This window comes from Ruegeria sp. CDSC042 (genome assembly GCF_059610745.1).
Map to the genome: position 1 here is coordinate 21,303 of NZ_JBXWOF010000015.1, position 22,576 is coordinate 43,878.

Consider the following 22,576-nt stretch of genomic DNA (forward strand, 5'->3'; position numbering starts at 1 on the left):
TTAAAGGGCATAAACCAGAGCAAGTCGCAATCCTTGGAAACCCGCACGCCGGTTTTTGCCGACAATTCGGGGATAATTCGGCACAGGCTTGCCCAAATCGAACCGGTAAGCCTGCACGTGTTTCAAAATTCGCAGACATGGCTACTTATGGCGCTGGGCTTACTTTCAACATGCGACTGAAAACACTGCGACAGCTCATTCAGATTTTAGCCGTCAAACCTTGGAAAACCGCTGTATCGCGCTAGCTTGTTGCTAACAGAAAGCGTTCAGCACTGAGACGTCACCACTCACAAAGGCGGCGGACCACCAATCCTCCGCCTTCTTGCGAAGACACCCGCGTGGACGGCAGAAATCGCTGAAATCCGGGTGCGAGTATTCAGAGGACCACGGCCAAACACCCATCCCCCTGGGTAAGTTTGCGCCTGAGAAAACCCGATTTTCGGGGTCTGATGTTCTCTGAAACGTTGCCGGATCGTTTGAACACCCCTCATATCCGGCTGTAGGCCAGGCACATGGTCCACTCGGGCCTGGCCACTCCGTCAGAGAGGTCACAAAGGCCCTCTGGCGGGGCCAACACACTGTTAGTCCCGAAAATCTGATTGTAATTTCAACTCGTGCAGATCGTTGAGAAGATCCAGCAACGCCTCATGCCGCTCTGGTCCCAGCGTGTTGCGGATTTCTTCAGCCAAAAGCAACGTATAGTCGATGTTATCCCGGATAATCCCTGCCCCTTTGACCGTGATCTCAACAATCTGCCTGCGCTTGTCGACCGGATGGCTTTTCCGCACGACAAGGCCCTTGGCCTCAAGCTTTTGCAGAATGCGGGTCAGGCTGGGCAAAAGCAGACAGGCACGGTCAGCAATATGGGTGGGCTCTTGCGGGCCTTCCTCTTCCAGCACCCGCAGAACCCGCCATTGCTGTTCGGTTACGCCCGCCTCTACAAGCATTCTACGGATAGGCCCCATAACCCGTTCCCTCGCGCGCAGCAGCGCAATAGGCAAAGACCGGGACGTCAATGGAATTTCATGAGCCATGTTAAATTCTGGCCGAATTCGGTTCATTCTTCAACTGACCTTTCCGTGTTTGGAATTCCAGGCATTTATCGCTTATTAGAGCCTAAATTATTCCATTTCTCTCTGCGAAAACATATTCAGAAAAACCTCAGACCACTGGATTCCTGCAAAGGGCGTTGACGTTTCAACCCGGATATTCATCACTGGCACAGGATCGAAAGCGGTGTTCAGAGAAGATTGGAAGATAAAATGAACTGGGATGAATTCTCGGATTGGGGCGCCAAGATTGCTGAGTGGGCACAGGATTACCATCTGACTGTCGGCGACAATCCGGTTCGGGCCAGAACGGAACCCGGTGATATTCTTAACGCCTTACCCGCGCGCCCTCCCGAGCGCTCCCAGGCGATGGAGGAAATCTTTCACGATTTCGAACAGATCGTGATGCCTGGGATTACCCATTGGCAACATCCTCGCTTTTTTGCCTATTTTAATGCAAACGCCTCGGCCCCGTCGGTTCTGGCCGAGTTTCTAACCAGCGCCATCGCTCCGCAATGCATGTTGTGGCAGACATCCCCCGCCGCGACCGAGATGGAGACGCGGATGATGGATTGGTTGCGGCAGGCCCTGGATCTGCCCACGGGCTTTGCAGGTGTCATTCAGGATTCCGCCTCGTCCGCGACCCTAGCCGCTGTGCTGACCATGCGGGAAAAGGCGCTGAATTGGCAGGGCAACCAACAAGGGTTGTTCGGACAGAAACCGCTGCGCGTATATTGCTCGGCCGAGGTCCATACCTCGGTTGATCGTGCCATATGGGTTGCGGGGATCGGGCAGGAAAATCTGGTGCGGGTGCCCATACAAGGCGACTGGCGCGGGATGGACCCACAGGCGCTGGAAACAGCAATCCAAGCCGATTTAGACTCTGGTTATCAACCAACCGGCGTGATCCTCTGCGTCGGCGGCACCGGAACCGGCGCGGCCGATCCGGTAGAGGAATGTCTGAAGATTGCGCAAAAATACGGGCTATATTCGCATGTCGATGCAGCTTGGGCTGGCTCGGCCATGATATGCCCCGAATACCGCCATTACTGGGAGGGAGTCGAGCAAGCCGACAGCATCGTGTTCAACCCGCATAAATGGCTGGGCGTTCAGTTCGATTGCTGCGCCCATTTTCTGAAGGACCCCGATGATCTGGTACGGACACTCGCGATCAGCCCGGAATTCCTGAAGACCCACGGCAAGGACGGGATCATAAATTATTCTGAATGGTCGGTACCGCTGGGCCGCAGGTTCCGAGCCCTGAAACTGTGGTTCGTCATCCGCGCCTATGGTCTGGAAGGGCTACGTGAAAGGTTGCGCAATCATATAACATGGTCAGTGGCTCTGCATGACCGGCTGAAAGCTGAATCCGATTTCGAAATCACCACTAACCCTATGTGGTCATTGTGGACATTCCGCTATGCCCCCCTTGGGTCAACCGATCTGGACGATCTGAACCTACGGCTGGTCAATGCGATCAATGATGATGGCCGCATTTACTTGACTCAAACCCGCGTTGATGGCGACTTGGTGATCCGCTTTCAGGCCGGTCAGTTTGAGACCACGCAGGCAGACGTCCAAATGGCATTTGACGTGATCACTGAAATCGCCCGCTCGCTAAACTAGAGGTTCCACATGTCCGCACCCGTCAACACGTTCAAACAAGCCCTGAAAAACGGCGACCATCTGATTGGGTGTTGGTCCAGCTTTGCTGAGGCGGTAACAGCCGAGATCATGGGCACTGCCGGATTCGACTGGCTGGTGATCGACGGTGAGCACGCGCCGAATGATATCCGGTCCATCCGGGATCAGCTGATCGCGCTGGCCGCCAGTCCGACACATCCCGTCGTGCGAATCCCGGTGGGCGACACCGCATTGATCAAGATGGTACTGGACGCAGGTGCTCAGACAATCCTGGTACCGATGGTGGAAAGTGCCGAACAGGCGCGCGATCTGGTACGTGCCTGCCACTATCCGCCCCAAGGTGTGCGAGGCGTCGGCGCGATGGCCTCACGCGCAACGCAATATGGAACGGTTCAGGACTACATTCAGACCGCAGACGATCAGATATGTCTGCTGTTACAGGTGGAAAACCGCGCCGGTATCGCCGCATTGGATGCCATTGCACAGGTAGAAGGCGTGGATGGCGTGTTTATCGGTCCGTCTGACCTGTCCACTGACATGGGTTTTCAGGGAAACAGCGCCGCGCCCGAAGTCCAGGCGGTGATCGCCGACGCGATGAAGCGCATCGTTGCAGCAGGCAAAGCCCCGGGCATTCTTGGTGTCACGGATGAGGCATCGCAGGCCTATAAGGACATGGGCGCCCAGTTCCAAGCGGTGGGGATCGACGTGATGCTGCTGACACAGGCGGCGCGTGCCCTGGCCGCAAGGTGGAAGGCCTAAGCCCGCATCGCCGAGGCCGCCTGAGCATACCCGCCCGAGGCACCATCGACGAAATGGACGTGATCGTCACGGGTGGCTGAGGGGACAAAGCAGGTCATCATCGCCTCATCCTGCGCGTGCAGCCCGTATCGGATCCTGCCCTGTTTCCGGGCCTGTTCAAGAACGGTCTGAATCTGGTTCAGGGTGGCCGGGTCACAATCCAGGGTCATTTTCAGCCCGTCATCGAATTTGCGGAAATCCGCATTGCGGCTGACCGTGCGCTTATAGTGTTCCGGCTCAAAATTCCCCAATCGCTTGCCGGATTTGAACAGCAGCCCGATCATCAAATTCTGCGCCAACAGCTTGATTTTCTGCAGCAAAAGATTGCGACCCGCACGGGACACATGGGCGTCCAGCGCCAAACCAGGCGGAGGCCAGCGGATCGGAGGGCCGCTTTCCGGCATCGGGTGGCCGGACCGGTCCAATCCTTCAGCGGCCACTAGAACAGCCCTTGACAGGTCGGCGAAATCGGTCTCGGTAGCGCGGGCAGTTGGCTGAACCACCACCGAGACAATCTGACCATTCTGCGCCTTGCTGTTGGACCAGCGGCAGGACAGCCCGGTCAAATCCGGCAGCGCACCAGGGGCTGCGTACGGAACCTCAAACCGGCCTGCTTTCATCTCGGCCTCGGCCCAGGCCAGACCACCGCCCGAGAACATTGCATAATCCACCCCCTCGGATGGCGCGTAACGCGCAACCCGAAGATCCTTGCCCGCCTGCCGGATTTCGGTGACGGGCACGACGGCCCCACGCAACGCGATCGAGAACTCTTCTTCTGCCCAGCGCCGCAAATCGGCCAGAACGCTACGTGCTGCCTCTGCCGCGCTTGCCGGTACGGCGAACCCGGCACCATCACCCCCAAAGACATAGGGAAATTCTTGCCCGCGAAGCGCATTGATCATGGCCGAGATCACCGCGGCCCCAACCATGTTCACGGCCTTGTATCGTCCCCGCTCTATCTGACCGGTGGAATCCACGACATCTGCGACACCAAGAACCCATTCCGTCGGCACCGCGGTAAAGCGTTCAGGATCGGTCAGATTGTTAAAATCCCGCAACAGCGGAAGGCTGTCATAAAATGCGGCCTGTGCATCTTTCATTGGTTCCTCGACAATATGAATAGACCTTCAGATAGCCCAAATTTGTTCGATGTCCGCTGAAAACATCATAGCACACGCGCTTGTACATATCACGGGGACATGCCAAGCATTTGCTGGCGGGTTGGGCGAAAGAGGCGTCTCATGAAAACCGGACTGGTGGTTCTGTGTCTGGGCTATGTGCTCAGCCAATTTTTTCGCGCCTTTCTTGCCGTTCTCAGCGTCGATCTGGGGCGTGACATCGGGGCAAGGCCCGAAGATCTGGCCTTTGCCTCGGGGCTTTGGTTTCTGGTCTTTGCCGCCATGCAACTGCCAGTGGGTTGGGCGCTGGACCGGATCGGGCCGCGTTTGACGGCTGCGGTTTTGTTGCTGGCAGGTGGCGCGGGCGGCGCTGCGTTGTTTGCAGTGGCCAGCACCCCGTTTCATATCGCAGTCGCGATGGGGCTGATCGGAGTCGGGTGCTCGCCCGTTCTGATGGCATCCTATTACATCTTTGCCCGCGAATACCCGCCCGCCCGCTTTGCCACGCTAGCAGCCATCATGCTGGGCGTTGGGTCGGTCGGCAATCTGGTGGCCTCCTACCCCACAGCACTTGCGGTCGAACTGATGGGCTGGCGCGCCACAATGGCTACACTGGCCGTCGTTTCGGCCATTATCGCAGCGGGCATCTGGATCAACGTTCACGACCCCAAACCGGTTGAGACCGAGCATCGCGGGTCAGTTCTGGACCTGCTGAAAGAACCTGCCCTGTGGGCCATCCTGCCGCTGATGCTGGTGGCCTACGCCCCCGCGGCTGCGACACGAGGCTTGTGGGCAGGTCCATATCTGAACGACGTTTTCGCCCTCAGCACCACGCAGATCGGAACCGCGACGCTGGTCATGGGGGCGGCTATGATTGCCGGCACCTTTGCCTATGGGCCGCTCGACCGGTTTTTGGGCACACGGAAATGGGTGATCTTTGGCGGCAATGCCTTGGGCGCGGCGGCGCTGGGGCTGTTGTGCCTGTGGATCGACATGGCAGTCTGGGTGTCAGTAAGTCTGATGGCGGTGATCGGTTTCATGGGCGCCAGCTTTCCGGTCATCATGGCCCATGGCCGCGCCTTCGTGCCGCCGCATCTGGTCGGGCGTGGCATGACCCTGTTGAATCTGTTCGGCATCGGCGGAGTGGGTCTGGCGCAATTTGTCACCGGCCGCGTCCATGCCGCGACAGTGGACATCAGTCCAACCGCGCCCTACACAGCGATATTCGGCTTTTTTGCAGTCACGCTTGCCATTGGAAGCGTGATTTACCTATTCAGCCGCGACAGCGTTGACTGACGCTGGAACCATCGGGAGAGCCCATGTCCGACCCTGTTGTCATCGCACCCAACCTCAAACGCAGGCTGTCCGGCGTGACCGCGACGATTGCGCGGCTGGTGCCTTTGCAGGTGCAATGGATCGACATCGCCGCAACCGGACCGGGCCTACCGGCCGACCTGCCCCATATCCCGCTGGGCCGCCTGCCCTTTCTGTCGCGCAAGACCACGCGCGTCTGGCATGCGCGCCGCAATACCGAGATGCTGTTGGGCCTGTTCCTGCGCAATGTCTTTCGTCTGCGCCTGAAACTGCTATTCACCAGCGCCTCGCAGCGGTCGCATACGGGCTATAGCAAATGGCTGATCGACAAAATGGACGCGGTAGTCGCCACATCGCGCAAAACCGCCGGATATCTTGAGCGGGACGCGCAGGTCATCATGCATGGCATCAACCTGCAGGATTTCACCCCGCCCGAGGACAAAGACGCCCTGCGGGGCAAACTCGGCCTGCCCAGTGGTCTGCTGCTTGGGTGCTATGGCCGTATCCGGCACCAGAAAGGCACCGATGCTTTCGTCGATGCGATGATCGACCTTTGTGGCCGTTTCGAAGACGTCCATGGCATCGTCATGGGCCGCGCGACCGAAAAACACACCGGCTTTCTGGCCGAGCTGAAAGACAAGGTCGCCAAGGCGGGCCTGTCTGACCGCATCCTATTCAAACCCGAGGTCACGGTGGATCAGATCGCCGAGTGGTACCAGGTGCTGGACTTGTTCATCGCGCCGCAACGCTGGGAAGGCTTTGGCCTGACCCCGCTCGAGGCGATGGCCTGCGGCGTGCCTGTGCTGGCAACCGATGTCGGTGCCTTTGCAGAGATCGTGACCGACCCCTCACTGGGCCTTGTGGTCGAACCGGGGAACATTCCCGCCCTGGCTGATGCCGCCGCTGAAATGCTGTCGAACCCCGAGTCGCTGGCGCAATCCGGCAGCGCCGCCCGCGTCCATGTGGAACAGAATTTCGACATCTACGGCGAGGCAAAGACCTTGGTGGCGCTCTATGAACGGCTTCTGACCGACGCCTGAGACGATGCACCGCGTCAAATCGGTGTCATTGGGGGAAATATCCCGCGAAACCTCTTTTTTCTTTGCTGCAACGCGGCTATGAACGCGCGTCCTTAACTTTGGAGACATGAAATGGGCTATCGCGTCGTAGTCGTCGGCGCCACAGGTAATGTGGGCCGCGAAATGCTGAACATTCTGGCAGAACGCCAGTTCCCCATCGATGAACTTGCCGTGCTGGCAAGCCGTCGGTCGCTGGGAACCGAAGTAAGCTTTGGCGACAAGACACTCACGACCAAAGACCTGGACACGTTTGATTTCACCGGCTGGGACATGGCGCTGTTTGCCGTGGGATCCGAGGCGACCAAGGTCTACGCCCCCAAGGCGGCGGCGGCTGGCTGCGTGGTGATCGACAACTCGTCCCTGTATCGCTATGACCCTGCAATTCCGCTGATCGTGCCGGAATGTAACCCCGAGGCGATCCACGACTATAAGAACAAGAACATCATCGCCAACCCCAACTGCTCGACCGCGCAGATGGTTGTCGCGCTGAAACCGCTGCATGATCGCGCCAAGATCAAGCGCGTCGTCGTGTCGACCTATCAGTCGGTTTCCGGCGCGGGCAAAGAAGGGATGGATGAGCTGTGGGATCAGACCAAAGCCATCTATAACCCTACCACCGAAGTTCCGCCGAACAAGTTCCAGAAGCAGATCGCCTTCAACGTCATTCCGCAGATCGACGTCTTCATGGAAGACGGCTCGACCAAGGAAGAGTGGAAGATGGTTGTCGAGACCAAGAAGATCATCGACCCGTCGATCAAGGTCACCGCGACCTGCGTCCGCGTTCCGGTCTTCGTTGGCCATTCCGAGGCCGTGAATATCGAGTTCGAGGAATTCCTGGACGAAGATGAGGCCCGTGACATCCTGCGCGAGGCGCCGGGTATCATGGTGATCGACAAGCGCGAACCGGGCGGCTACGTCTCGCCGATCGAATGCGCGGGTGATTTCGCCACCTTCATCAGCCGCATCCGTCAGGATTCAACCATCGAGAACGGCCTGAACCTGTGGTGCGTCAGTGACAACCTGCGCAAGGGCGCAGCGCTGAACGCGGTACAAATCGCCGAATTGCTGGGCCGTGAGGTCCTGAAGAAGGGATAACTGATACCCTTTCTTTATGTGATTGACCAAACCCCGCAGCGCCGCTTGCGGGGTTTGTTTTTTCTTAGGCCGCAAAAGAAAATCCGGGCCCATCTCTGTAGTGGACCCGGATCAGATTAAAGTGATTGGTGTTCGTGTAGCCCGCCGGTACGGCGCAGCCCCAATCAAGAGGCGATCTTGATCGCATCCTCGTACAGCAGAACCGCACGTTCGGATTCTTTCTCGAGCACATCCATTTTTGCACAGAATTGCACAACGTCCTCCAGGCTTGGCACCTCTGCGGCGTTCAGGGCCTCGACGGTTGGCTGCAGATCGTTCCACTGGGCCTTTACCTGTTTCAGCGCCTCAAGCGAGGCATCGCTGGGCGGTTCAGACATCTTGAGATAGTCATTGCCGCCGCCAATCAACGCATCGACGATCTTGCCAAACTTGGCTGCATTCTTCTTGAACTTTTCGTGGTGTTCTGCGGTTTCTTTTCCGGTGGCGGCCAGCGCAATTTCTTTGCAGATCTTCTGGGTGATCATCCGCTGACGACCTACGAATTCCAATGCCAGCGCCATCGACGGTTCAATATCGACCTCGCCATAGGCCGCTTCTAGCTTGCGGACCACGGCGTGGCAGGATTCTTCAAGTGCCTCGACATTGCCCACGATCATGTTCAGTTGCGCTTCGTTGATCGACTTGTTAGCAACGATGTCTTCGACCGCGGTCCGGTATGGCACCCAAACGCTGGCGACTTCCTCAAGCGCTTTGTTGACGGAATAGAATCTTTCCCGGTCAATACCGGACGACCCTTTGCCTTCTTTGAAGCCAAGCAGGATATCGTCAAATTCATCATGCGCCTGCTGCAATTCACTCAGGTTCCGATCAACTGCTCCGCCGATGCTGACCAGAACTGCGGATTTGGCGACCTTCTCGGACAGAAAGCTCAGCTTTTCAGCGGCCAGAATTCGGTGCGCGACCTGACCCGCGGCCATAGCCAACGCATAGCCCCCAACCGGTAAGAATGCCGTTAGCCCGATTCCCAACGCTCCGGAGGCGAAAACACGACGATTGATACTCATGGCGGTCTACCTAACCCTGCTGCTTTAACATGTGTTTATCGAGGAAAAAGCGCGTTAAATGTCCCAACACGGTGTTCAGAAAATGAAATAATGGTGGCTTTTTGAGTTTCAACTGGCCAATCCGGCCCTCGGCTGATCACTCCGGTCAAGGGTTTGACCTCGTTTACCCTTCGACCAGCGATTTCAGATTATCCAACCCGCGCTGGTAATCTCCGCCAACCCATTTATCCATCATCAGCCCCATCCAGCGGGACATGGGATTCATACCCAATTCGGATTCAAACCCCCAGGTCACTTTGGTGCCGCTGCCCTCCGGCTGCAGTTCAAACATGGCAATGGCAGTTCCCATTGGACCAAAATCCAAGGCGGTTCTGACCATCTGGTTTTCAACGCTTTCGGTGATCTCTTGCGAACCGGTGCCGACCTGCCGGTGATCCGACGACCAGTTCAGCACATTCCCGACCCCAGAATCAGGCCCGCCATAGGTCAGCTTCGTCTCGGGATCACGAGATAACCATGGCGACCATTTCTCGGTCTCTTGCATGGAGTTGACATAAGGAAAGATGACCTCGGGCGAGGCATCAATCGTGATGCTACGCGAAACTTCTGCCTTGCCTGGCAATATAAAGGACACCCCTACCAGAACCAGAATCAAGACTAGCACGGTGACAAGAACACGTTTGATCAATCGCATGGAATGCTCCGAATCCCTAAAATGACATCCCAAACTTATCAAAAAAACAGCGCGGAATCAGTAGTCTGATCCGCGCTGCCTGAAATTGTCGAAAATCCGCCGGGTCAGACGACCACGAATTTCTTTTCGCCGGGATCATAACACTGAAGGCCACCTTCACCGATATCTGTCCACAAACCGTGCAGGCTGAGCGAGCCGCTCTCTACCGCCGCGGAGATGAAGGGGAAGGTCATCAGGTTTTCGAGCGAAGCAACAACCGCCTGCCGTTCGAACTGGCGCGCTTGGTCGGTGCTGTCTTCGATATCGGCAACCAGATCATATTTTGGTTTGAGGATATCCATCCAGCGACCAACAAAGCTTTCTTTGGCTTCCAGCAGTGGTGCCTGGCCCTTGCACATGTCGATACAGCCCTGCACACCACCGCATTGGGAATGGCCCAGCACGATCAGATGCGCCACTTTCAGCGCGGTCACCGCGTATTCGATGGCAGCACTGGTGCCGTGATGATCGCCGTCCGGCGCATAAGGCGGCACCAGATTGGCAATGTTGCGGTGAATAAAGAACTCACCCTGATCCGCCCCAAAAATCGAGGTGACATGAACCCGGCTGTCGCAACAGGAAATCACCATGGCCCGCGGACGCTGCCCTTCGGTGGCAAGACGGCGATACCAGACCTGGTTTTCCGAATATGTGGTGGCTTTCCAGCCATGATACCGATTGACCAGATAGTTTGGCAAAGGTTTGGCGAAGTCCATTCTTGTGTCCCTGTTCATGTCTCGGTGGACTGCTGTAACCTGAATTCGAAGAAAATTCGAGCCATTATCCTGCCCCATGGCAAGGTTTTGCAAAGGAATTGCGCACCACATTCGGGCTATGCCGTGGGGGCGTATAGAATTGGGGTGAATGTGGTGGAAAAGATCGTCACGCTTGAACACAAAGAAACAGTGCGGCTGGATTCGGATCGTCTGAATGGGCTGTATCGACAACTGGGTGAGAAAAACGCGTTGGACGTGCTGTGTCGCACGGTCGAGGAATTGGCGGTGCGCCTGTCGAATTGCGAGCGGTTCTGGAGACAGCGTGACTGGGCCGGGCTGCGCAAATGTGCACGATCCATTGTGGCCATTGCCGAACAGATCGGAATGATGGCGCTGGCCTGTGTGGCGAATGATGTGGCGCAGAATGTGGACGCGGGCGACTCGGTCGCCGCCGGGGCCACGCTGTCGCGGCTGATCAGGGTGGGTGAGAAATCGCTGACCGTGATCTGGGATCAGCAAGATCTTTCGGTCTGACAGGGCTTGCGGACGGTCCATGGACGGCTAGGTTGGGCATAAGCCACAACAGTCGAGATTTTCATGACCCTGTCTTTCGCACCATCGTCGGACGCATCTGTCCCCCTTCACGTCATTGCCCAGCCGGATCTGGACGACTGGCTGACGGGTCAGCCCGAAACAGTGACGGCCTGGGCCAAGATCAGCGGATTCACCGGTGCGATGGGTCAGGTTTTGCTGATTCCAGGGCCTGACGGTGCGGTACAGTCTGCTTTGGCGGGGTATGGCACAGCCACTGGCCGGTCCCGCAAGCGGTTTCCGCTGGCCGCCGCCGCCGAAGCCCTGCCCGAAGGCGCATATCACATCGCGTCGGGCATAGACCAAGCTGATCTGGAAACTGAATGCCTGGGGTGGTTGCTGACCGGTTATGCCTTTGACCGCTATGCCAGCCAATCCCCGGCCAAGGCCCGATTGGTTGCACCCGATGGTATCGACGCAGCCCGGCTTGAAATTCTGGCCGGGGCCGAGGCCTTGACCCGCGATCTGGTCAATACACCGGCCTCTGATATGGGACCGGAACAGCTTCATAGCGCAGCCGAAGCCCTGGCACAGGAATTCGACGCCTCTTTCGAGGTTGTTCTGGGCGACGCCCTGCTAGAGCAGAACTTCCCCATGATCCACACGGTTGGCCGCGCCGCAGCACAAGCGCCCCGTCTGATTGAGATGAATTGGGGCGTGACAGGCCCAAAGCTGACCCTTGTCGGCAAGGGCGTCTGCTTTGACACTGGAGGGCTAAACCTGAAACCCGGCGCCTCGATGGGGCTGATGAAGAAAGATATGGGCGGGGCCGCAAATGTATTGGGGCTGGCCCGGATGATAATGGCGCTGGAGCTGCCCGTGCAACTGCGGGTGCTGATCCCGGCGGTTGAGAATTCGGTTGCGGGGAACGCCTTCCGGCCCGGCGACATCCTGACCTCGCGCAAGGGGCTGACTGTTGAGATTAACAATACCGATGCCGAAGGGCGCTTGGTTTTGGCCGACGCATTGGCGCTGGCGGATGAGGGCGAGCCGGATTTGGTGATCTCGATGGCGACACTGACCGGGGCGGCACGTGTGGCGGTGGGCGCCGATCTTGCACCATTCTATACCGACAACGATGCCGCGGCTGATGCCTTGAACCGCGCCGCAGGCAGAGCAGCCGATCCTGTCTGGCGCATGCCATTCCATAACCCCTATGAGGGTCTGATTGAACCCGGCATTGCCGACCTGGATAACGCACCGGCGGGTGGTTTTGCAGGCTCGATTACTGCCGCCTTGTTCTTGCGCAGATTTGTTGGTGACAGTCCCTATATGCATTTCGACATCTTCTCGTGGCAGCGCAACAAGGAACCCGGACGCAGCAAGGGCGGGTTCGGTCAGGGGCCCCGCGCCCTTCTGAAGGCCCTGCCTGAGATTTTGGGCATATGACCCGGCACCGCATCATACAGCCGGTCATCGACCTGATGCGTGATCCCGACGGGCCCCGCGATCGCCAGCTGTTGTATGGGGATAGCGTTCGCACAGATGAAGAGCGTGACGGCTGGAGCCGGATCACCGCGAATAAGGATGGCTATGCGGGCTGGGTCCGGTCAGACTGTCTGGCCCCAGATGTGCCTGCCACCCACTGGATCACGGCACCGTCAACACATGCATATGAGCAACCGAACATGAAATCCCGGGACCGAACCTCGTTAAGCTTTGGCAGCAAGGTTCAGACAATGTCCGAACAGAATGGATTTATTGAGACGGAACTAGGCTTTATCCCGGCCATACACGCCAAACAGATCAACATAACCCTGACCGATCCGGTCGCCGTGGCCGAACTGTTTCTGGGAACGCCCTATCTTTGGGGCGGCAACAGCCGGTTCGGGCTGGATTGTTCAGGTCTGGTTCAGGCCGGAATGCTGGCTTGTGGGCTGCCCTGCCCCGGTGATAGTGGCGACCAGGAGCGTGATCTGGGTCAGGCGCTGACCCCTGGCACACCCGCTCAGCGCGGTGATCTGCTGTTCTGGAAAGGGCATGTGGCCTGGGTCTACGGCGACAATATGCTGCTGCACGCAAATGCGTTCCACATGGACGTGACCTTTGAGCCGATGGATGTTGCAATCACGCGCATTCTGGAACAGGGCGATGGGCCCGTGACCGCCCATAAAAGGCTTTAATCCAGGTCAACCGACCGTATCAGCTTGCGCTCCAACACCCGCAGCACCGTGCGCAGATCATGGCCGCGCTTTAGGATGCGGCCATCCATACCGACCACCGAATACATGCCTTGCCGGGAGCGCAAACGCGGATCTTTTTCGACCCGATAAATCGGATGCTCTGCCGTGCGGCGGAAGATGGAAAACACCGCCATATCACTCAGGTTCGAGATCCCGTAATCGCGCCATTCTCCGGCGGCGACCATCCGGCCATAGACAGAAAGGATTTGGGACATCTCGTGCCGATCGAACGCGACGGGCATCTGGGTCGAGTTTGCAGAAAACCGGCTGGGAGGCTGCATGTTCATGCCCCAAGCCTTGCCGGAAAACGTGTTCGAATCAAGCCTATCCGCAATCGGGTGTGACTTTTTCGTCGGTGCTAGCGCTGTCGCCCAACCTGTCGGCAGATCAGGATCACCGGCAACAACCCCACTGCCAGTATCACCAACGAGGGCACGGCGGCGCCCTCAAGCCGTTCGTCTGATGCCAGCCTATAGGCCTGCACGGCCAGCGTATCGAAATTGAAAGGCCGCATGATCAGGGTCGCGGGCAGTTCTTTCATCACGTCCACAAAGACGATCAACAGCGCTGTCAGCAGCGATGGCGTCAGAATCGGCAAATGCACCCGGCGCAACGTCCCCAGCGGCGTCTGCCCCAGAGACCGCGAGGCTGCATCCATATTGGCATGCACCGTGCTCTGCCCGCCCTCATATGCGCTGAGCGCGGCGGCCAGAAACCGCACCATATAAGCGGCTACCAACAGCCAGATCGAACCGGTAACAAGCAACCCGGTCGACAGGTCGAAATTCTGCCGCATCCATGCATCCAGTGCGTTATCGAAACTGGCAAAAGGCACCATCAGCCCGACGGCGATCACACCGCCTGGAACCGCATAGCCCAGCCGCGCCATGTACCCGGCACCAGAGGACACCCTCCCCGGCCGCAATCGCTGAAAGAACCCAACGCTGATGGCCGCAAAAACCGTGACAACCGCCGCCACACCGGCCAGCGTCAGCGAATTCTGAATGAACCCGAGATAGCGCCGTGACAGAAGGTTCTGTTCGGACTCCATCCCCATCTGAACCAGAATGAACACCGGCAACAGAAATCCGAACAGCACCGGTATGGCACACAGGGCAAAAGCCGCGCCCGCTTGCCAGCCCTTCAGCCGAGCGGATGGCAGCGAGGCGTGGCTTTTGCCTGCCTGATAGTATTTGGCCTTCCCGCGCTGCATCCGTTCTGCCACGGCCATGACCAGCGCAAAGCCCAGAAGGCAGAGCGCCAGCTGCGCCGCACCCACCCGATCACCGATCGAAAACCAACTGGTATAGATACCCGTGGCAAATGTCTGCACCCCGAAATAGGCCACGGTGCCGAAATCGGCGATGGTTTCCATGATGGCAAGTAGCACGCCACCCGCAATCGCGGGACGCGCCATCGGCAGCGAAACGTGCCAAAAGGCCAGCCACGGACTTTTGCCCAACGCGCGCGCTGCCAGAAAGGCCGTTGCACTCTGCTGCAGAAAAGCGGCCCGGGCCAGCAGGTAGACGTAAGGATACAAGACTAAGATCAACATCACTGCCGCACCCTCGGTCGACCGAATCTCGGGGAACCAATAGTCGCGCGGGCCCCAGCCCGTTACCTGACGCAGGGTGGTCTGGACGATGCCCGGGTGATCAAGAATGAATGTATAGGCATAGGCCAGCACATAGGCCGGAAAGGCCAGCGGCAGCACCAACGCAATTTCCAGAATGCGCACGCCGGGGAACCGCGTCATCGTCACCAGCCAGGCTGCGCCCACGCCGATGGAAAACGTGCCCGTGGCCACCAGCACGACCAGTATCAGTGTCGTCATCGCATAGCCGGGCAGAACAGTTTCCAGGAGATGCGAAACCGTATCCGTGCCGCCCGTCGTTGCGGCCAGAACAACCGCAAGCATCGGCAACAGACAGGCTGCCGCCACAAGGCAGGCCACCACGCCGACGAGGCGTGTACCTACAGCGCCGCGGTTGCGCCTTCCGTGCTCAGAGATTTCGATATCGGCCATGATCCCGGCTTTAACTGGCTAAGGCGCAGAGTCCGTCTTTAATCGACCAAAATGCTCGGAAACACCAGTGGGCAGCGAAACAAATCTGCGACACATACTGCCGCAGAGTTGCACAGCCTTCATTCGTAGACGCGCTGATCCTCGATCACCAAACCATCTTTCGGCAGCGATCCCGGCGCCACGACTTCGATCGCGCCTTTCAACTTCAGCACCTCGACGACGGATTTCGCATAGGCCAAGTCATCTCCGCCGGCGCTTTCGATCAGAACCTTCATCGTGTCCATCTCACCCTGGCGGGCGGCAATGACGCGCGCCTTGACGATTTCATCATGCTTGTCGACCAGCGCCGCGACCTGTTCAGGGCGCACGAACATACCCTTGATCTTGGTTGTCTGATCCGCGCGTCCCATCCAGCCCTTGATGCGCATGTTGGTGCGACCGCAAGGTGACTGACCAGGTTGAACCGCCGACAGATCACCGGTGGCAAACCGGATCAGCGGATAATCGGGGTTCAGTGAGGTCACGACAACCTCACCCACTTCACCCGGCGCGACCGGGTTTCCGGTTCCGGGGGTGACGATCTCGACAATGACATGCTCATCAATGATCATCCCGTCCATCGCGGGGCTTTCATAAGCGATGCTGCCCAGATCGGCGGTGGCATAGCATTGCAGACAGGCGATACCGCGATTGGCGTACTCCTGACGCAAAGACGGGAACAAAGCACCGCCGCCAACAACGGCAGTCACGAAATCCAGTGCCACGCCCATCTCATCGGCCTTGTCCAAAATGACCTTGAGGTAATCCGGTGTGCCCGCATAAGCGGTGCAGCCGACATCGCGCGCGGCGGTTACCTGCAGTTCGGTTTGGCCGGTGCCGGCAGGCAGCACAGCAGCCCCCACCGCCCGCGCGCCGCTTTCGAAGATCATGCCCGCCGGGGTCAGGTGATAGCCAAAGCAATTCTGAACGATGTCTCCGGGCCCGACACCTGCTGCGTGCAGGAACCGCCCCATCCGCCACCAGTCGTGATCGGTGCTGCCGGGCTCATAAATCGGGCCGGGCGACTGGAAAACATGATGGAAATGCCGGGCCGGTTTGACGGTAAACCCGCCAAAGGGCGGGCGCGACGCCTGCGCCTTAGCCATATCGGACTTGCGCAGAACTGGCAGCTTCACAAGGTCGTCCAGCGACTTTACAGCTGCCGTATCAACAGCCGCCATATGCGCTGCAAACCCCGGAGCCGAGTTCGCGCGCGTGATCTGTACCTGCAACACATCAGCCTGTTCAGAGGCGCGCTGGTCGGCCGTGCGGGTTTCTAGCGCATCGTAGAATTTCGTCATCGCCAAATCCTCCATCCGCCTACAGCCACCTCTTGCGGCGGCGGTATGAGCGCACATCGCGGAAGCTTTTGCGGCCGTCATCCGACATGCCCAGATAGAATTCCTTAACATCGGGGTTTTCGCGCAGCTCGGCAGCTGGGCCATCCATCACCACGCGGCCGGATTCAAGAATATAGCCGTAATGTGCGAACCTGAGCGCCACATTGGTGTTCTGCTCGGCCAGCAGAAACGAGACGCCCTCTTTTTCGTTCAGATCTTGGACGATGCTGAAAATCTCTTCGACAAGCTGCGGGGCCAGTCCCATGGACGGCTCATCCAGCAGGATCGTTTCGGGCCGCGACATCAGCGCCCGACCCATCGCAACCATCTGTTGCTCTCCGCCCGACGTGTAACCCGCCTGGCTGCGGCGGCGTTCCTTCAGACGTGGGAAATAGGTGTAAACAAGGTCCAGATCCTGTTGGATCGCGGCCTTACCGTCTTTGCGGGTATAGGCGCCGGTCAGCAGGTTTTCCTCGACCGTCAAGTGTTCGAAACAATGGCGGCCCTCCATCACCTGGATGACGCCTTTTTCCACCAGATCTGCAGGATCGCTTTCATGCACGCTGGTCCCGCGATACTTGATTGATCCCTTGGTGACTTCGCCCCGTTCCGAATGCAGCAGGTTCGACACAGCCTTGAGTGTGGTGGTCTTGCCTGCCCCGTTGCCGCCCAGCAGGGCCGTAATGCCCCCTTTGGGCACCGTTAGGCTGACGCCTTTCAGCACAAGGATCACATGATTGTAGATCACCTCGATATTGTTGACCTCAAGCAGGGTTTCCGCCTGCACGTCAGTGGTTTGTGCCGCATCCAGCATCAGCGCGTGTCCTCATGACTGTCCCGCGAGGGACCGTTGGGGTAGAGCGGCGGCTGCCCGCCGCTCTGGTCAGTTTCGCGGCCCCGGATCAAGACCGGGGCCAGCCATTATTCACACCCGGGTGTGATGTTGTTTTCCGCTGCATAGGCTGCAGAATCTTCTTCGATCAACGTGTTGATCACATCTGCATCGGTCGGCTGGAAATCCTGAACCGGGTTCCAGGTTCCGGCCGCAGCATCCCACTGCACAACGCCGACAAGGCCGGGTCCGCCGTGATTTTCGCACGAGACCGAAAATTCAGGCCCGAAACCGGTCATGCCCAGCGCTTCCATCTTGGCGTTGGTCATTTCCAGCGCCTCCATACCATCGCGCATCATGGATGCGTCGATATCAGCGGTATTATGGATTCCCTGCGCAGTCTTCACAGCTTCAGCGGCCAGCATGGCGGCATAGAGACCGCGGTTATACTGAACCGAGCCAAGCTGATCGCCCGCACCCGCCGCTTTGCCTGCATCCACCACGTATTTCTGCAGATCATCATAGACCGGATAGTCCATGCCCAGCCCGGTAAAGGTCAGTGCCTTATAGCCGTTTGCCTTGTCGCCCGCGGGCTGCACGTCAAATTCAGCGCCAGACCACCAGACACCGATGAAGTTTTCCATCGGGAAGCGGATGTTCGCAGCTTCCTGCACCGCGACCTGGTTCATCACGCCCCAGCCCCACATGATTACATAATCAGGCTTTTCGCGGCGAATTTGAAGCCACTGCGATTTCTGTTCCTGACCGGGGTGGTCAACAGGCAGCAGCGTCAGGTCGTACCCGTGCTTTTCAGCCAGAGTCTCCAGCGTGCGGATCGGTTCCTTGCCATAGGCCGAGTTGTGATAGACCAGTGCGATTTTCTTACCGTTCAGGTCACCATCGTTTTCGCTCAGCAGATAGTTGATCGCGCCCGACGCTCCGTTCCAGTAGTTGGCCGGATAGTTGAACACGTGGCTGAATACCTTGCCGTTCGCAGCAGAGGTCCGGCCATAGCCCATCGTGTGCAGCGGAATTCCATCTGCGGTCACTTTTGGGATCAACTGGTAGGTAATGCCGGTCGACAATGGCTGATATACCAAGGCGCCTTCGCCCTTTGTGGATTCATAGCATTCCACGCCTTTTTCGGTGTTATAGCCGGTTTCGCATTCGATCACATTGGCCGAAACACCTCCGATGCCGCCGTCACGCTCGTTGAGCAGTGTGAAATAATCGGCATAGCCGTCAGCAAACGGGATACCGCCTGCCGCATATGGTCCCGTCCGATAGCTGAGCGACGGGAACACAAGGTCGGCCATGGCCGGACCTGCGGCCATCATGGCGCCCAGCGCCAGGGTTGCCAGTTTCGTCTTCATCGGGTGTCTCCTCCCTTGATTGGTCCGATGTTGAATTCGGGCTTTGCACCCGTCTTGTCTTTGGGCCTGCCCGTCAGTGCGGAAACGGCCAGAGTCTGAGTTTCTCTTTCGCCACACGCCAAAGCTGCGCCAGCCCATGCGGTTCCAGAATCAAGAACATGATGATGAGTGCGCCGACGATCACCAGATTGAGATGCGCAACGATATCAGTGGGCCAGCCCAATAGATCGACACCGACCACCTTCAAAACAACCGGCAACAATACCAAGAATGCTGCCCCGGCGAAGGAGCCGAAGATAGACCCTAATCCGCCGATAATAACCATGAATAGGACCAGGAACGATTTCTGGATGCCAAAGACTTCGCCAACCTCAACCGCGCCCAGATAGACCGCAAAGAATAGCGCCCCCGCGATACCCACAAAAAATGAGCTGACAGCAAAGGCGGTCAGTTTTGCCTTAAGCGGGTTTACCCCGATGATCTCGGCCGCGATATCCATGTCGCGGATCGCCATCCATGTCCTGCCGGTCGTTCCCCGAGTCAGGTTCCGTGCAATGATGGCGCAGAAGGTCAGGAAGATCAGGCAGAACAGATAAGTTGCCCAGGCCGGAGCATTCGGGCCTGTGATGATGATGCCGAACACATCCCGCTCGGGCGCGTTGATCTGCCCAGAAGCCGAGTAGTTGTAGAACCACGGCACACGGTTGAACAGCCACACCAGAAAAAACTGCGCCGCAAGCGTGGCCACGGCCAAATAGAACCCTTTGATTCGAAGCGAAGGCAATCCGAACAAAACACCAACAATGGCGGTGATCCCGCCCGCAAGGATGACATGGATGAACATGCTGACTTCGGGAAAGGCCGTCATCAGCTTGTAGCAGGCATAGGCCCCCACAGCCATGAACCCACCGGTACCCAGCGACACCTGCCCGCAATAGCCAACCAATACATTCAAACCGATGGCGGCGATCGCATAGATCAGAAACGGAAGCAGCAGCGCGTTCGCCCAGTAGTCATTGATGATGAATGGAATGATCCCAAATGCCACTGCCAGCACCACATAGTACCGATACCGGTCAAATTTGATCGGAAAGGTCTGGCTGTCTTCCACGTAAGAGGTTTTGAAATCTCCGGCCTCGCGATAAAACATGTCTTACTTTCCCCATTCTTCCTGCGCCCGGTCTCGGGCGACAGTGTTCAGTTGGCTGGAGCCTTTGGCATATCCGCTCGCCTCTGAGGCGCGCACAAGTTTCATGTAGGCCATGACGCCGGTGACCAGCCCGGCAAAAGCCAGGATCGCGGCGATCGTCAGTTGGCTGTCGGTCAGATCGTCCGAGGTCAGGGCGATATACCCAAACGCCCAGAACCCGGCCCATGCGATAACGTTGAGAATGGCGATGAGTTTAGTCATACGCTCACCTCAGACCGGCGTTTGTTAAGCCAGTGTAAGACACCAGCTAGGGCCGCGTAGAAGAACAGCGAGTCCAGAGCCCTGAGATATCCGACATAAAGCAGCATTCTCATCTCCCACTCTGTATCACCCACCAGCGCCATACTGGACCCTGAGAGACCGATCTCGAAGCAATCACCCAGCGACCGAGCAAATCCGTAAACCAGCAATACAACGGGGAGTGATTTGAAAAGGGGTGCCAGCTTATCCATCTATACTCTCTCGATAATTTTCTCACCGAACAGACCCTGCGGCCGGAACACAAGGAAGATCAGCGCAAGCACGTAGGCAAACCAATTCTCGGTCGCACCGCCAACCATCGGGCCAATGGCGAACTCGAACAGTTTCTCACCCACACCGATGATCAACCCTCCGACGATGGCTCCGGGGATCGAGGTAAACCCGCCCAGCATCAGCACCGGCAACGCTTTGAGCGCGATCAGCGACAGTGAGAACTGCACGCCAGACTTGGTGCCCCACATGATACCCGCGACCAGCGCTACAAACCCGGCCACAGACCAGACCATGATCCAGATGAAGTTCAGCGAAATCCCGACCGACAGCGCCGCCTGATGGTCATCCGCCACCGCGCGCATCGCCCGGCCCTGCTTGGTATATTGGCTGAACACAACCAGCGCCGCCACCAGCAGCGCCGCAATTACCGTTGCCACAATGTCCAGATTGTCGATGAAGAACCCATAGCCGAAGACGTTAAAGGTCGCTTCATCGAGCCAGAGGTTGATGCCCTGCGGCAGGCCTACATCCAGCGTCTTGATCTCGGACCCCCACATCAGGTCGGCCACGCCCTCAAGGAAATAGGCCAGCCCGATGGTGGCCATGAACAGGATGATCGGCTCTTGGCCAACCAGGTGGCGCATCACGAACCGCTGCACCGCCCAAGCCAGCAGAACCATCACCGCCATAGTCAGAATAATCGCCAGCAGCGCAGGGACACTCCAGCCAAAGTAATGGATATGCGTCCCGAAAGTCGCATTGATCAGATGTGCAAACGGCACCTGCCCGTTCATGATCCCGACCAGAGTCATCGCGGCAAACAGGGCCATAACCCCTTGCGCATAATTGAAAATCCCTGACGCCTTGTAGATCAGCACAAAGCCCAGCGCGACCAGCGCATAGAGCACCCCGGCCATAAGACCGTTGAGGATGACTTCCATCGCAAATACGAGTTGTTCAGGCATCCTATGTCCTCCGAACAGATTTCATCTGGCGCGTCATCCCGGAAAATTCGTCGAATTTTCTCAGCCCGTTCCGTATATCAGTCATGGCTCACCCCCAGATAGGCATCGATGACTTCCTGATTGTTGCGCACCTCATCAGGCGTGCCGTCGCCGATCTTCTTGCCGTAATCCATCACGACCACCCGATCGCTCAGATCCATCACCACGCCCATGTCATGTTCGATCAGGGCGATTGTGGTGCCGAATTCATCATTCACGTCGAGGATAAAGCGGCTCATGTCCTCTTTCTCTTCAACATTCATCCCGGCCATCGGCTCATCCAGCAGTAACAGCTTGGGTTCAGCGGCCAGCGCCCGGGCCAGTTCGACCCGCTTTTTCAAGCCGTAGGGCAGGCGTGAAACGGGCGTCTTGCGGATATGCTGGATTTCGAGAAAGTCGATGATCCGTTCAACCGCCTCGCGGTTTTCGGTCTCTTCGGCCTCGGCCTTACCCTTCCACCAAGCCTGCTGCAGGATATTGGTCTTCATATAGTTCAGGCGCCCGGTCATGACGTTGTCCAAAACGCTCATCCCTTCGAACAGGGCGATGTTCTGGAATGTTCGTGCAATCCCCTGCCGCGCGACCTCATAGGGCCGCATTGGAGGGCGCTTGGCCCCGTGAAACCAGACCTCGCCCTCTTGCGGGACATAGAACCCCGAGATTACGTTCAGCATCGAGGACTTACCCGCCCCGTTCGGACCGATAATGGCGCGGATCTCACCCTCACGGATGTCGAACGAGATATCCTTGATCGCCACCACACCGCCAAAGCGCAGAGTGATGTTCTTCATCTCCATCACGACGCCGCCGATCTTGCGGCCGTCTTCGGTGACATATCCTTCGGAACTATCCAACATCAGCCCCTCCTTGACTTACGCAATACACGGAATGGCG

General features: G+C 57.9%; 22 protein-coding genes. 8 read left to right on the forward strand and 14 right to left on the reverse strand.

All coding sequences use genetic code 11. From position 1 onward, the window contains the following. Positions 1-581: 581 nt before the first annotated feature. The gene (hpaR, locus tag AC2FHX_RS20520; protein ID WP_496703613.1) at positions 582-1,034 is read right to left on the reverse strand and encodes a homoprotocatechuate degradation operon regulator HpaR; all 453 of its coding nucleotides are present in this window, start codon (positions 1,032-1,034) and stop codon (positions 582-584) included. Positions 1,035-1,262: 228 nt separating this feature from the next. On the opposite strand from hpaR, the gene AC2FHX_RS20525 reads away from it, so the two are divergent. Further along, positions 1,263-2,675, forward strand: a complete 1,413-nt coding sequence (locus AC2FHX_RS20525) for a pyridoxal phosphate-dependent decarboxylase family protein (protein ID WP_496693084.1) — start codon at positions 1,263-1,265, stop codon at positions 2,673-2,675. Between the two features lie 9 nt (positions 2,676-2,684). After that, positions 2,685-3,452 carry an HpcH/HpaI aldolase family protein gene (locus AC2FHX_RS20530; RefSeq protein ID WP_281973863.1) on the forward strand — a complete coding sequence of 256 codons (768 nt, stop codon included), beginning with the start codon at positions 2,685-2,687 and terminating at the stop codon, positions 3,450-3,452. Here AC2FHX_RS20530 and AC2FHX_RS20535 read toward each other — a convergent pair. Beyond that, positions 3,449-4,591 (reverse strand): DUF3095 domain-containing protein, encoded by a 1,143-nt coding sequence (locus AC2FHX_RS20535; RefSeq protein ID WP_271952612.1) that lies wholly within the window; start codon positions 4,589-4,591, stop codon positions 3,449-3,451. The genes AC2FHX_RS20530 and AC2FHX_RS20535 overlap by 4 nt on opposite strands. A 141-nt stretch (positions 4,592-4,732) precedes the next feature. Between AC2FHX_RS20535 and AC2FHX_RS20540 the strand changes: the two genes are divergently transcribed. The 3 genes from AC2FHX_RS20540 to AC2FHX_RS20550 all read left to right on the forward strand — a co-directional run bounded on the left by AC2FHX_RS20540 (position 4,733) and on the right by AC2FHX_RS20550 (position 8,097). Continuing rightward, positions 4,733-5,905, forward strand: a complete 1,173-nt coding sequence (locus tag AC2FHX_RS20540; RefSeq protein WP_496703610.1) for an MFS transporter — start codon at positions 4,733-4,735, stop codon at positions 5,903-5,905. A 23-nt stretch (positions 5,906-5,928) separates the two neighbouring features. After that, on the forward strand, positions 5,929-6,963 hold the full coding sequence (locus AC2FHX_RS20545) for a glycosyltransferase family 4 protein (RefSeq protein ID WP_496703608.1): 1,035 nt from the start codon (positions 5,929-5,931) through the stop codon (positions 6,961-6,963). A 111-nt stretch (positions 6,964-7,074) separates the two neighbouring features. After that, complete coding sequence (locus tag AC2FHX_RS20550) at positions 7,075-8,097, forward strand: aspartate-semialdehyde dehydrogenase (RefSeq protein ID WP_496693089.1); 1,023 nt, start codon at positions 7,075-7,077, stop codon at positions 8,095-8,097. Between the two features lie 164 nt (positions 8,098-8,261). Here AC2FHX_RS20550 and AC2FHX_RS20555 read toward each other — a convergent pair whose 3' ends face one another. From AC2FHX_RS20555 to AC2FHX_RS20565, 3 genes are all read right to left on the reverse strand, one after another. Continuing rightward, entirely contained in the window at positions 8,262-9,161 is a 900-nt protein-coding gene (locus AC2FHX_RS20555) for a type IV pili methyl-accepting chemotaxis transducer N-terminal domain-containing protein (RefSeq protein ID WP_496703606.1), read from the reverse strand. 163 nt (positions 9,162-9,324) lie between these two features. Further along, positions 9,325-9,855, reverse strand: a complete 531-nt coding sequence (locus AC2FHX_RS20560; protein ID WP_496703604.1) for an SRPBCC family protein — start codon at positions 9,853-9,855, stop codon at positions 9,325-9,327. Positions 9,856-9,959: 104 nt separating this feature from the next. Then, the gene (locus AC2FHX_RS20565) at positions 9,960-10,610 is read right to left on the reverse strand and encodes a carbonic anhydrase (protein WP_496703602.1); all 651 of its coding nucleotides are present in this window, start codon (positions 10,608-10,610) and stop codon (positions 9,960-9,962) included. Between the two features lie 144 nt (positions 10,611-10,754). On the opposite strand from AC2FHX_RS20565, the gene AC2FHX_RS20570 reads away from it, so the two are divergent. From AC2FHX_RS20570 to AC2FHX_RS20580, 3 genes are all read left to right on the forward strand, one after another. Further along, a complete protein-coding gene (locus tag AC2FHX_RS20570) occupies positions 10,755-11,144 on the forward strand; it encodes a hypothetical protein (protein ID WP_496690522.1) in 390 nt (129 codons plus the stop codon). A gap of 63 nt (positions 11,145-11,207) precedes the next feature. Further along, entirely contained in the window at positions 11,208-12,590 is a 1,383-nt protein-coding gene (locus tag AC2FHX_RS20575) for a leucyl aminopeptidase family protein (RefSeq protein WP_496703600.1), read from the forward strand. Then, positions 12,587-13,324, forward strand: coding sequence for a C40 family peptidase (locus AC2FHX_RS20580; RefSeq protein ID WP_496703598.1), 738 nt, complete (start codon positions 12,587-12,589; stop codon positions 13,322-13,324). The genes AC2FHX_RS20575 and AC2FHX_RS20580 overlap by 4 nt, the downstream gene beginning before the upstream one ends. On the opposite strand, the gene AC2FHX_RS20585 is transcribed toward AC2FHX_RS20580, so the two are convergent. The 9 genes from AC2FHX_RS20585 to AC2FHX_RS20625 all read right to left on the reverse strand — a co-directional run bounded on the left by AC2FHX_RS20585 (position 13,321) and on the right by AC2FHX_RS20625 (position 22,539). Continuing rightward, the gene (locus AC2FHX_RS20585) at positions 13,321-13,671 is read right to left on the reverse strand and encodes a DUF2794 domain-containing protein (RefSeq protein WP_496703596.1); all 351 of its coding nucleotides are present in this window, start codon (positions 13,669-13,671) and stop codon (positions 13,321-13,323) included. The genes AC2FHX_RS20580 and AC2FHX_RS20585 overlap by 4 nt on opposite strands. Before the next feature lie 71 nt (positions 13,672-13,742). After that, a complete protein-coding gene (locus tag AC2FHX_RS20590) occupies positions 13,743-15,410 on the reverse strand; it encodes an ABC transporter permease (protein WP_271950692.1) in 1,668 nt (555 codons plus the stop codon). 119 nt (positions 15,411-15,529) lie between these two features. Beyond that, the gene (locus tag AC2FHX_RS20595; protein WP_496703594.1) at positions 15,530-16,750 is read right to left on the reverse strand and encodes a phenylacetate--CoA ligase family protein; all 1,221 of its coding nucleotides are present in this window, start codon (positions 16,748-16,750) and stop codon (positions 15,530-15,532) included. Between the two features lie 19 nt (positions 16,751-16,769). Then, positions 16,770-17,603, reverse strand: a complete 834-nt coding sequence (locus AC2FHX_RS20600) for an ABC transporter ATP-binding protein (protein ID WP_496703592.1) — start codon at positions 17,601-17,603, stop codon at positions 16,770-16,772. Positions 17,604-17,710: 107 nt separating this feature from the next. After that, a complete protein-coding gene (locus AC2FHX_RS20605) occupies positions 17,711-18,994 on the reverse strand; it encodes an ABC transporter substrate-binding protein (protein ID WP_271950686.1) in 1,284 nt (427 codons plus the stop codon). Positions 18,995-19,067: 73 nt separating this feature from the next. Next, complete coding sequence (locus AC2FHX_RS20610) at positions 19,068-20,144, reverse strand: branched-chain amino acid ABC transporter permease (RefSeq protein WP_142637529.1); 1,077 nt, start codon at positions 20,142-20,144, stop codon at positions 19,068-19,070. A gap of 3 nt (positions 20,145-20,147) precedes the next feature. Continuing rightward, positions 20,148-20,405, reverse strand: a complete 258-nt coding sequence (locus AC2FHX_RS20615) for a hypothetical protein (RefSeq protein ID WP_496693118.1) — start codon at positions 20,403-20,405, stop codon at positions 20,148-20,150. A 251-nt stretch (positions 20,406-20,656) separates the two neighbouring features. Further along, entirely contained in the window at positions 20,657-21,643 is a 987-nt protein-coding gene (locus AC2FHX_RS20620) for a branched-chain amino acid ABC transporter permease (protein WP_142637525.1), read from the reverse strand. 77 nt (positions 21,644-21,720) lie between these two features. Next, positions 21,721-22,539 (reverse strand): ABC transporter ATP-binding protein, encoded by an 819-nt coding sequence (locus AC2FHX_RS20625; RefSeq protein ID WP_142637523.1) that lies wholly within the window; start codon positions 22,537-22,539, stop codon positions 21,721-21,723. Positions 22,540-22,576: the final 37 nt, after the last annotated feature.

Excerpts from the sequence above, each read along its gene's own strand:
- hpaR (WP_496703613.1), bottom strand. The coding sequence starts at position 1,034 with ATGGCTCATGAAATTCCATTGACGTCCCGGTCTTTGCCTATTGCGCTG.
- AC2FHX_RS20525 (WP_496693084.1), top strand. The coding sequence starts at position 1,263 with ATGAACTGGGATGAATTCTCGGATTGGGGCGCCAAGATTGCTGAGTGG.
- AC2FHX_RS20530 (WP_281973863.1), top strand. The coding sequence starts at position 2,685 with ATGTCCGCACCCGTCAACACGTTCAAACAAGCCCTGAAAAACGGCGAC.
- AC2FHX_RS20535 (WP_271952612.1), bottom strand. The coding sequence starts at position 4,591 with ATGAAAGATGCACAGGCCGCATTTTATGACAGCCTTCCGCTGTTGCGG.
- AC2FHX_RS20540 (WP_496703610.1), top strand. The coding sequence starts at position 4,733 with ATGAAAACCGGACTGGTGGTTCTGTGTCTGGGCTATGTGCTCAGCCAA.
- AC2FHX_RS20545 (WP_496703608.1), top strand. The coding sequence starts at position 5,929 with ATGTCCGACCCTGTTGTCATCGCACCCAACCTCAAACGCAGGCTGTCC.
- AC2FHX_RS20550 (WP_496693089.1), top strand. The coding sequence starts at position 7,075 with ATGGGCTATCGCGTCGTAGTCGTCGGCGCCACAGGTAATGTGGGCCGC.
- AC2FHX_RS20555 (WP_496703606.1), bottom strand. The coding sequence starts at position 9,161 with ATGAGTATCAATCGTCGTGTTTTCGCCTCCGGAGCGTTGGGAATCGGG.
- AC2FHX_RS20560 (WP_496703604.1), bottom strand. The coding sequence starts at position 9,855 with ATGCGATTGATCAAACGTGTTCTTGTCACCGTGCTAGTCTTGATTCTG.
- AC2FHX_RS20565 (WP_496703602.1), bottom strand. The coding sequence starts at position 10,610 with ATGGACTTCGCCAAACCTTTGCCAAACTATCTGGTCAATCGGTATCAT.
- AC2FHX_RS20575 (WP_496703600.1), top strand. The coding sequence starts at position 11,208 with ATGACCCTGTCTTTCGCACCATCGTCGGACGCATCTGTCCCCCTTCAC.
- AC2FHX_RS20580 (WP_496703598.1), top strand. The coding sequence starts at position 12,587 with ATGACCCGGCACCGCATCATACAGCCGGTCATCGACCTGATGCGTGAT.
- AC2FHX_RS20585 (WP_496703596.1), bottom strand. The coding sequence starts at position 13,671 with ATGAACATGCAGCCTCCCAGCCGGTTTTCTGCAAACTCGACCCAGATG.
- AC2FHX_RS20590 (WP_271950692.1), bottom strand. The coding sequence starts at position 15,410 with ATGGCCGATATCGAAATCTCTGAGCACGGAAGGCGCAACCGCGGCGCT.
- AC2FHX_RS20595 (WP_496703594.1), bottom strand. The coding sequence starts at position 16,750 with ATGACGAAATTCTACGATGCGCTAGAAACCCGCACGGCCGACCAGCGC.
- AC2FHX_RS20600 (WP_496703592.1), bottom strand. The coding sequence starts at position 17,603 with ATGCTGGATGCGGCACAAACCACTGACGTGCAGGCGGAAACCCTGCTT.
- AC2FHX_RS20605 (WP_271950686.1), bottom strand. The coding sequence starts at position 18,994 with ATGAAGACGAAACTGGCAACCCTGGCGCTGGGCGCCATGATGGCCGCA.
- AC2FHX_RS20610 (WP_142637529.1), bottom strand. The coding sequence starts at position 20,144 with ATGTTTTATCGCGAGGCCGGAGATTTCAAAACCTCTTACGTGGAAGAC.
- AC2FHX_RS20615 (WP_496693118.1), bottom strand. The coding sequence starts at position 20,405 with ATGACTAAACTCATCGCCATTCTCAACGTTATCGCATGGGCCGGGTTC.
- AC2FHX_RS20620 (WP_142637525.1), bottom strand. The coding sequence starts at position 21,643 with ATGCCTGAACAACTCGTATTTGCGATGGAAGTCATCCTCAACGGTCTT.
- AC2FHX_RS20625 (WP_142637523.1), bottom strand. The coding sequence starts at position 22,539 with ATGTTGGATAGTTCCGAAGGATATGTCACCGAAGACGGCCGCAAGATC.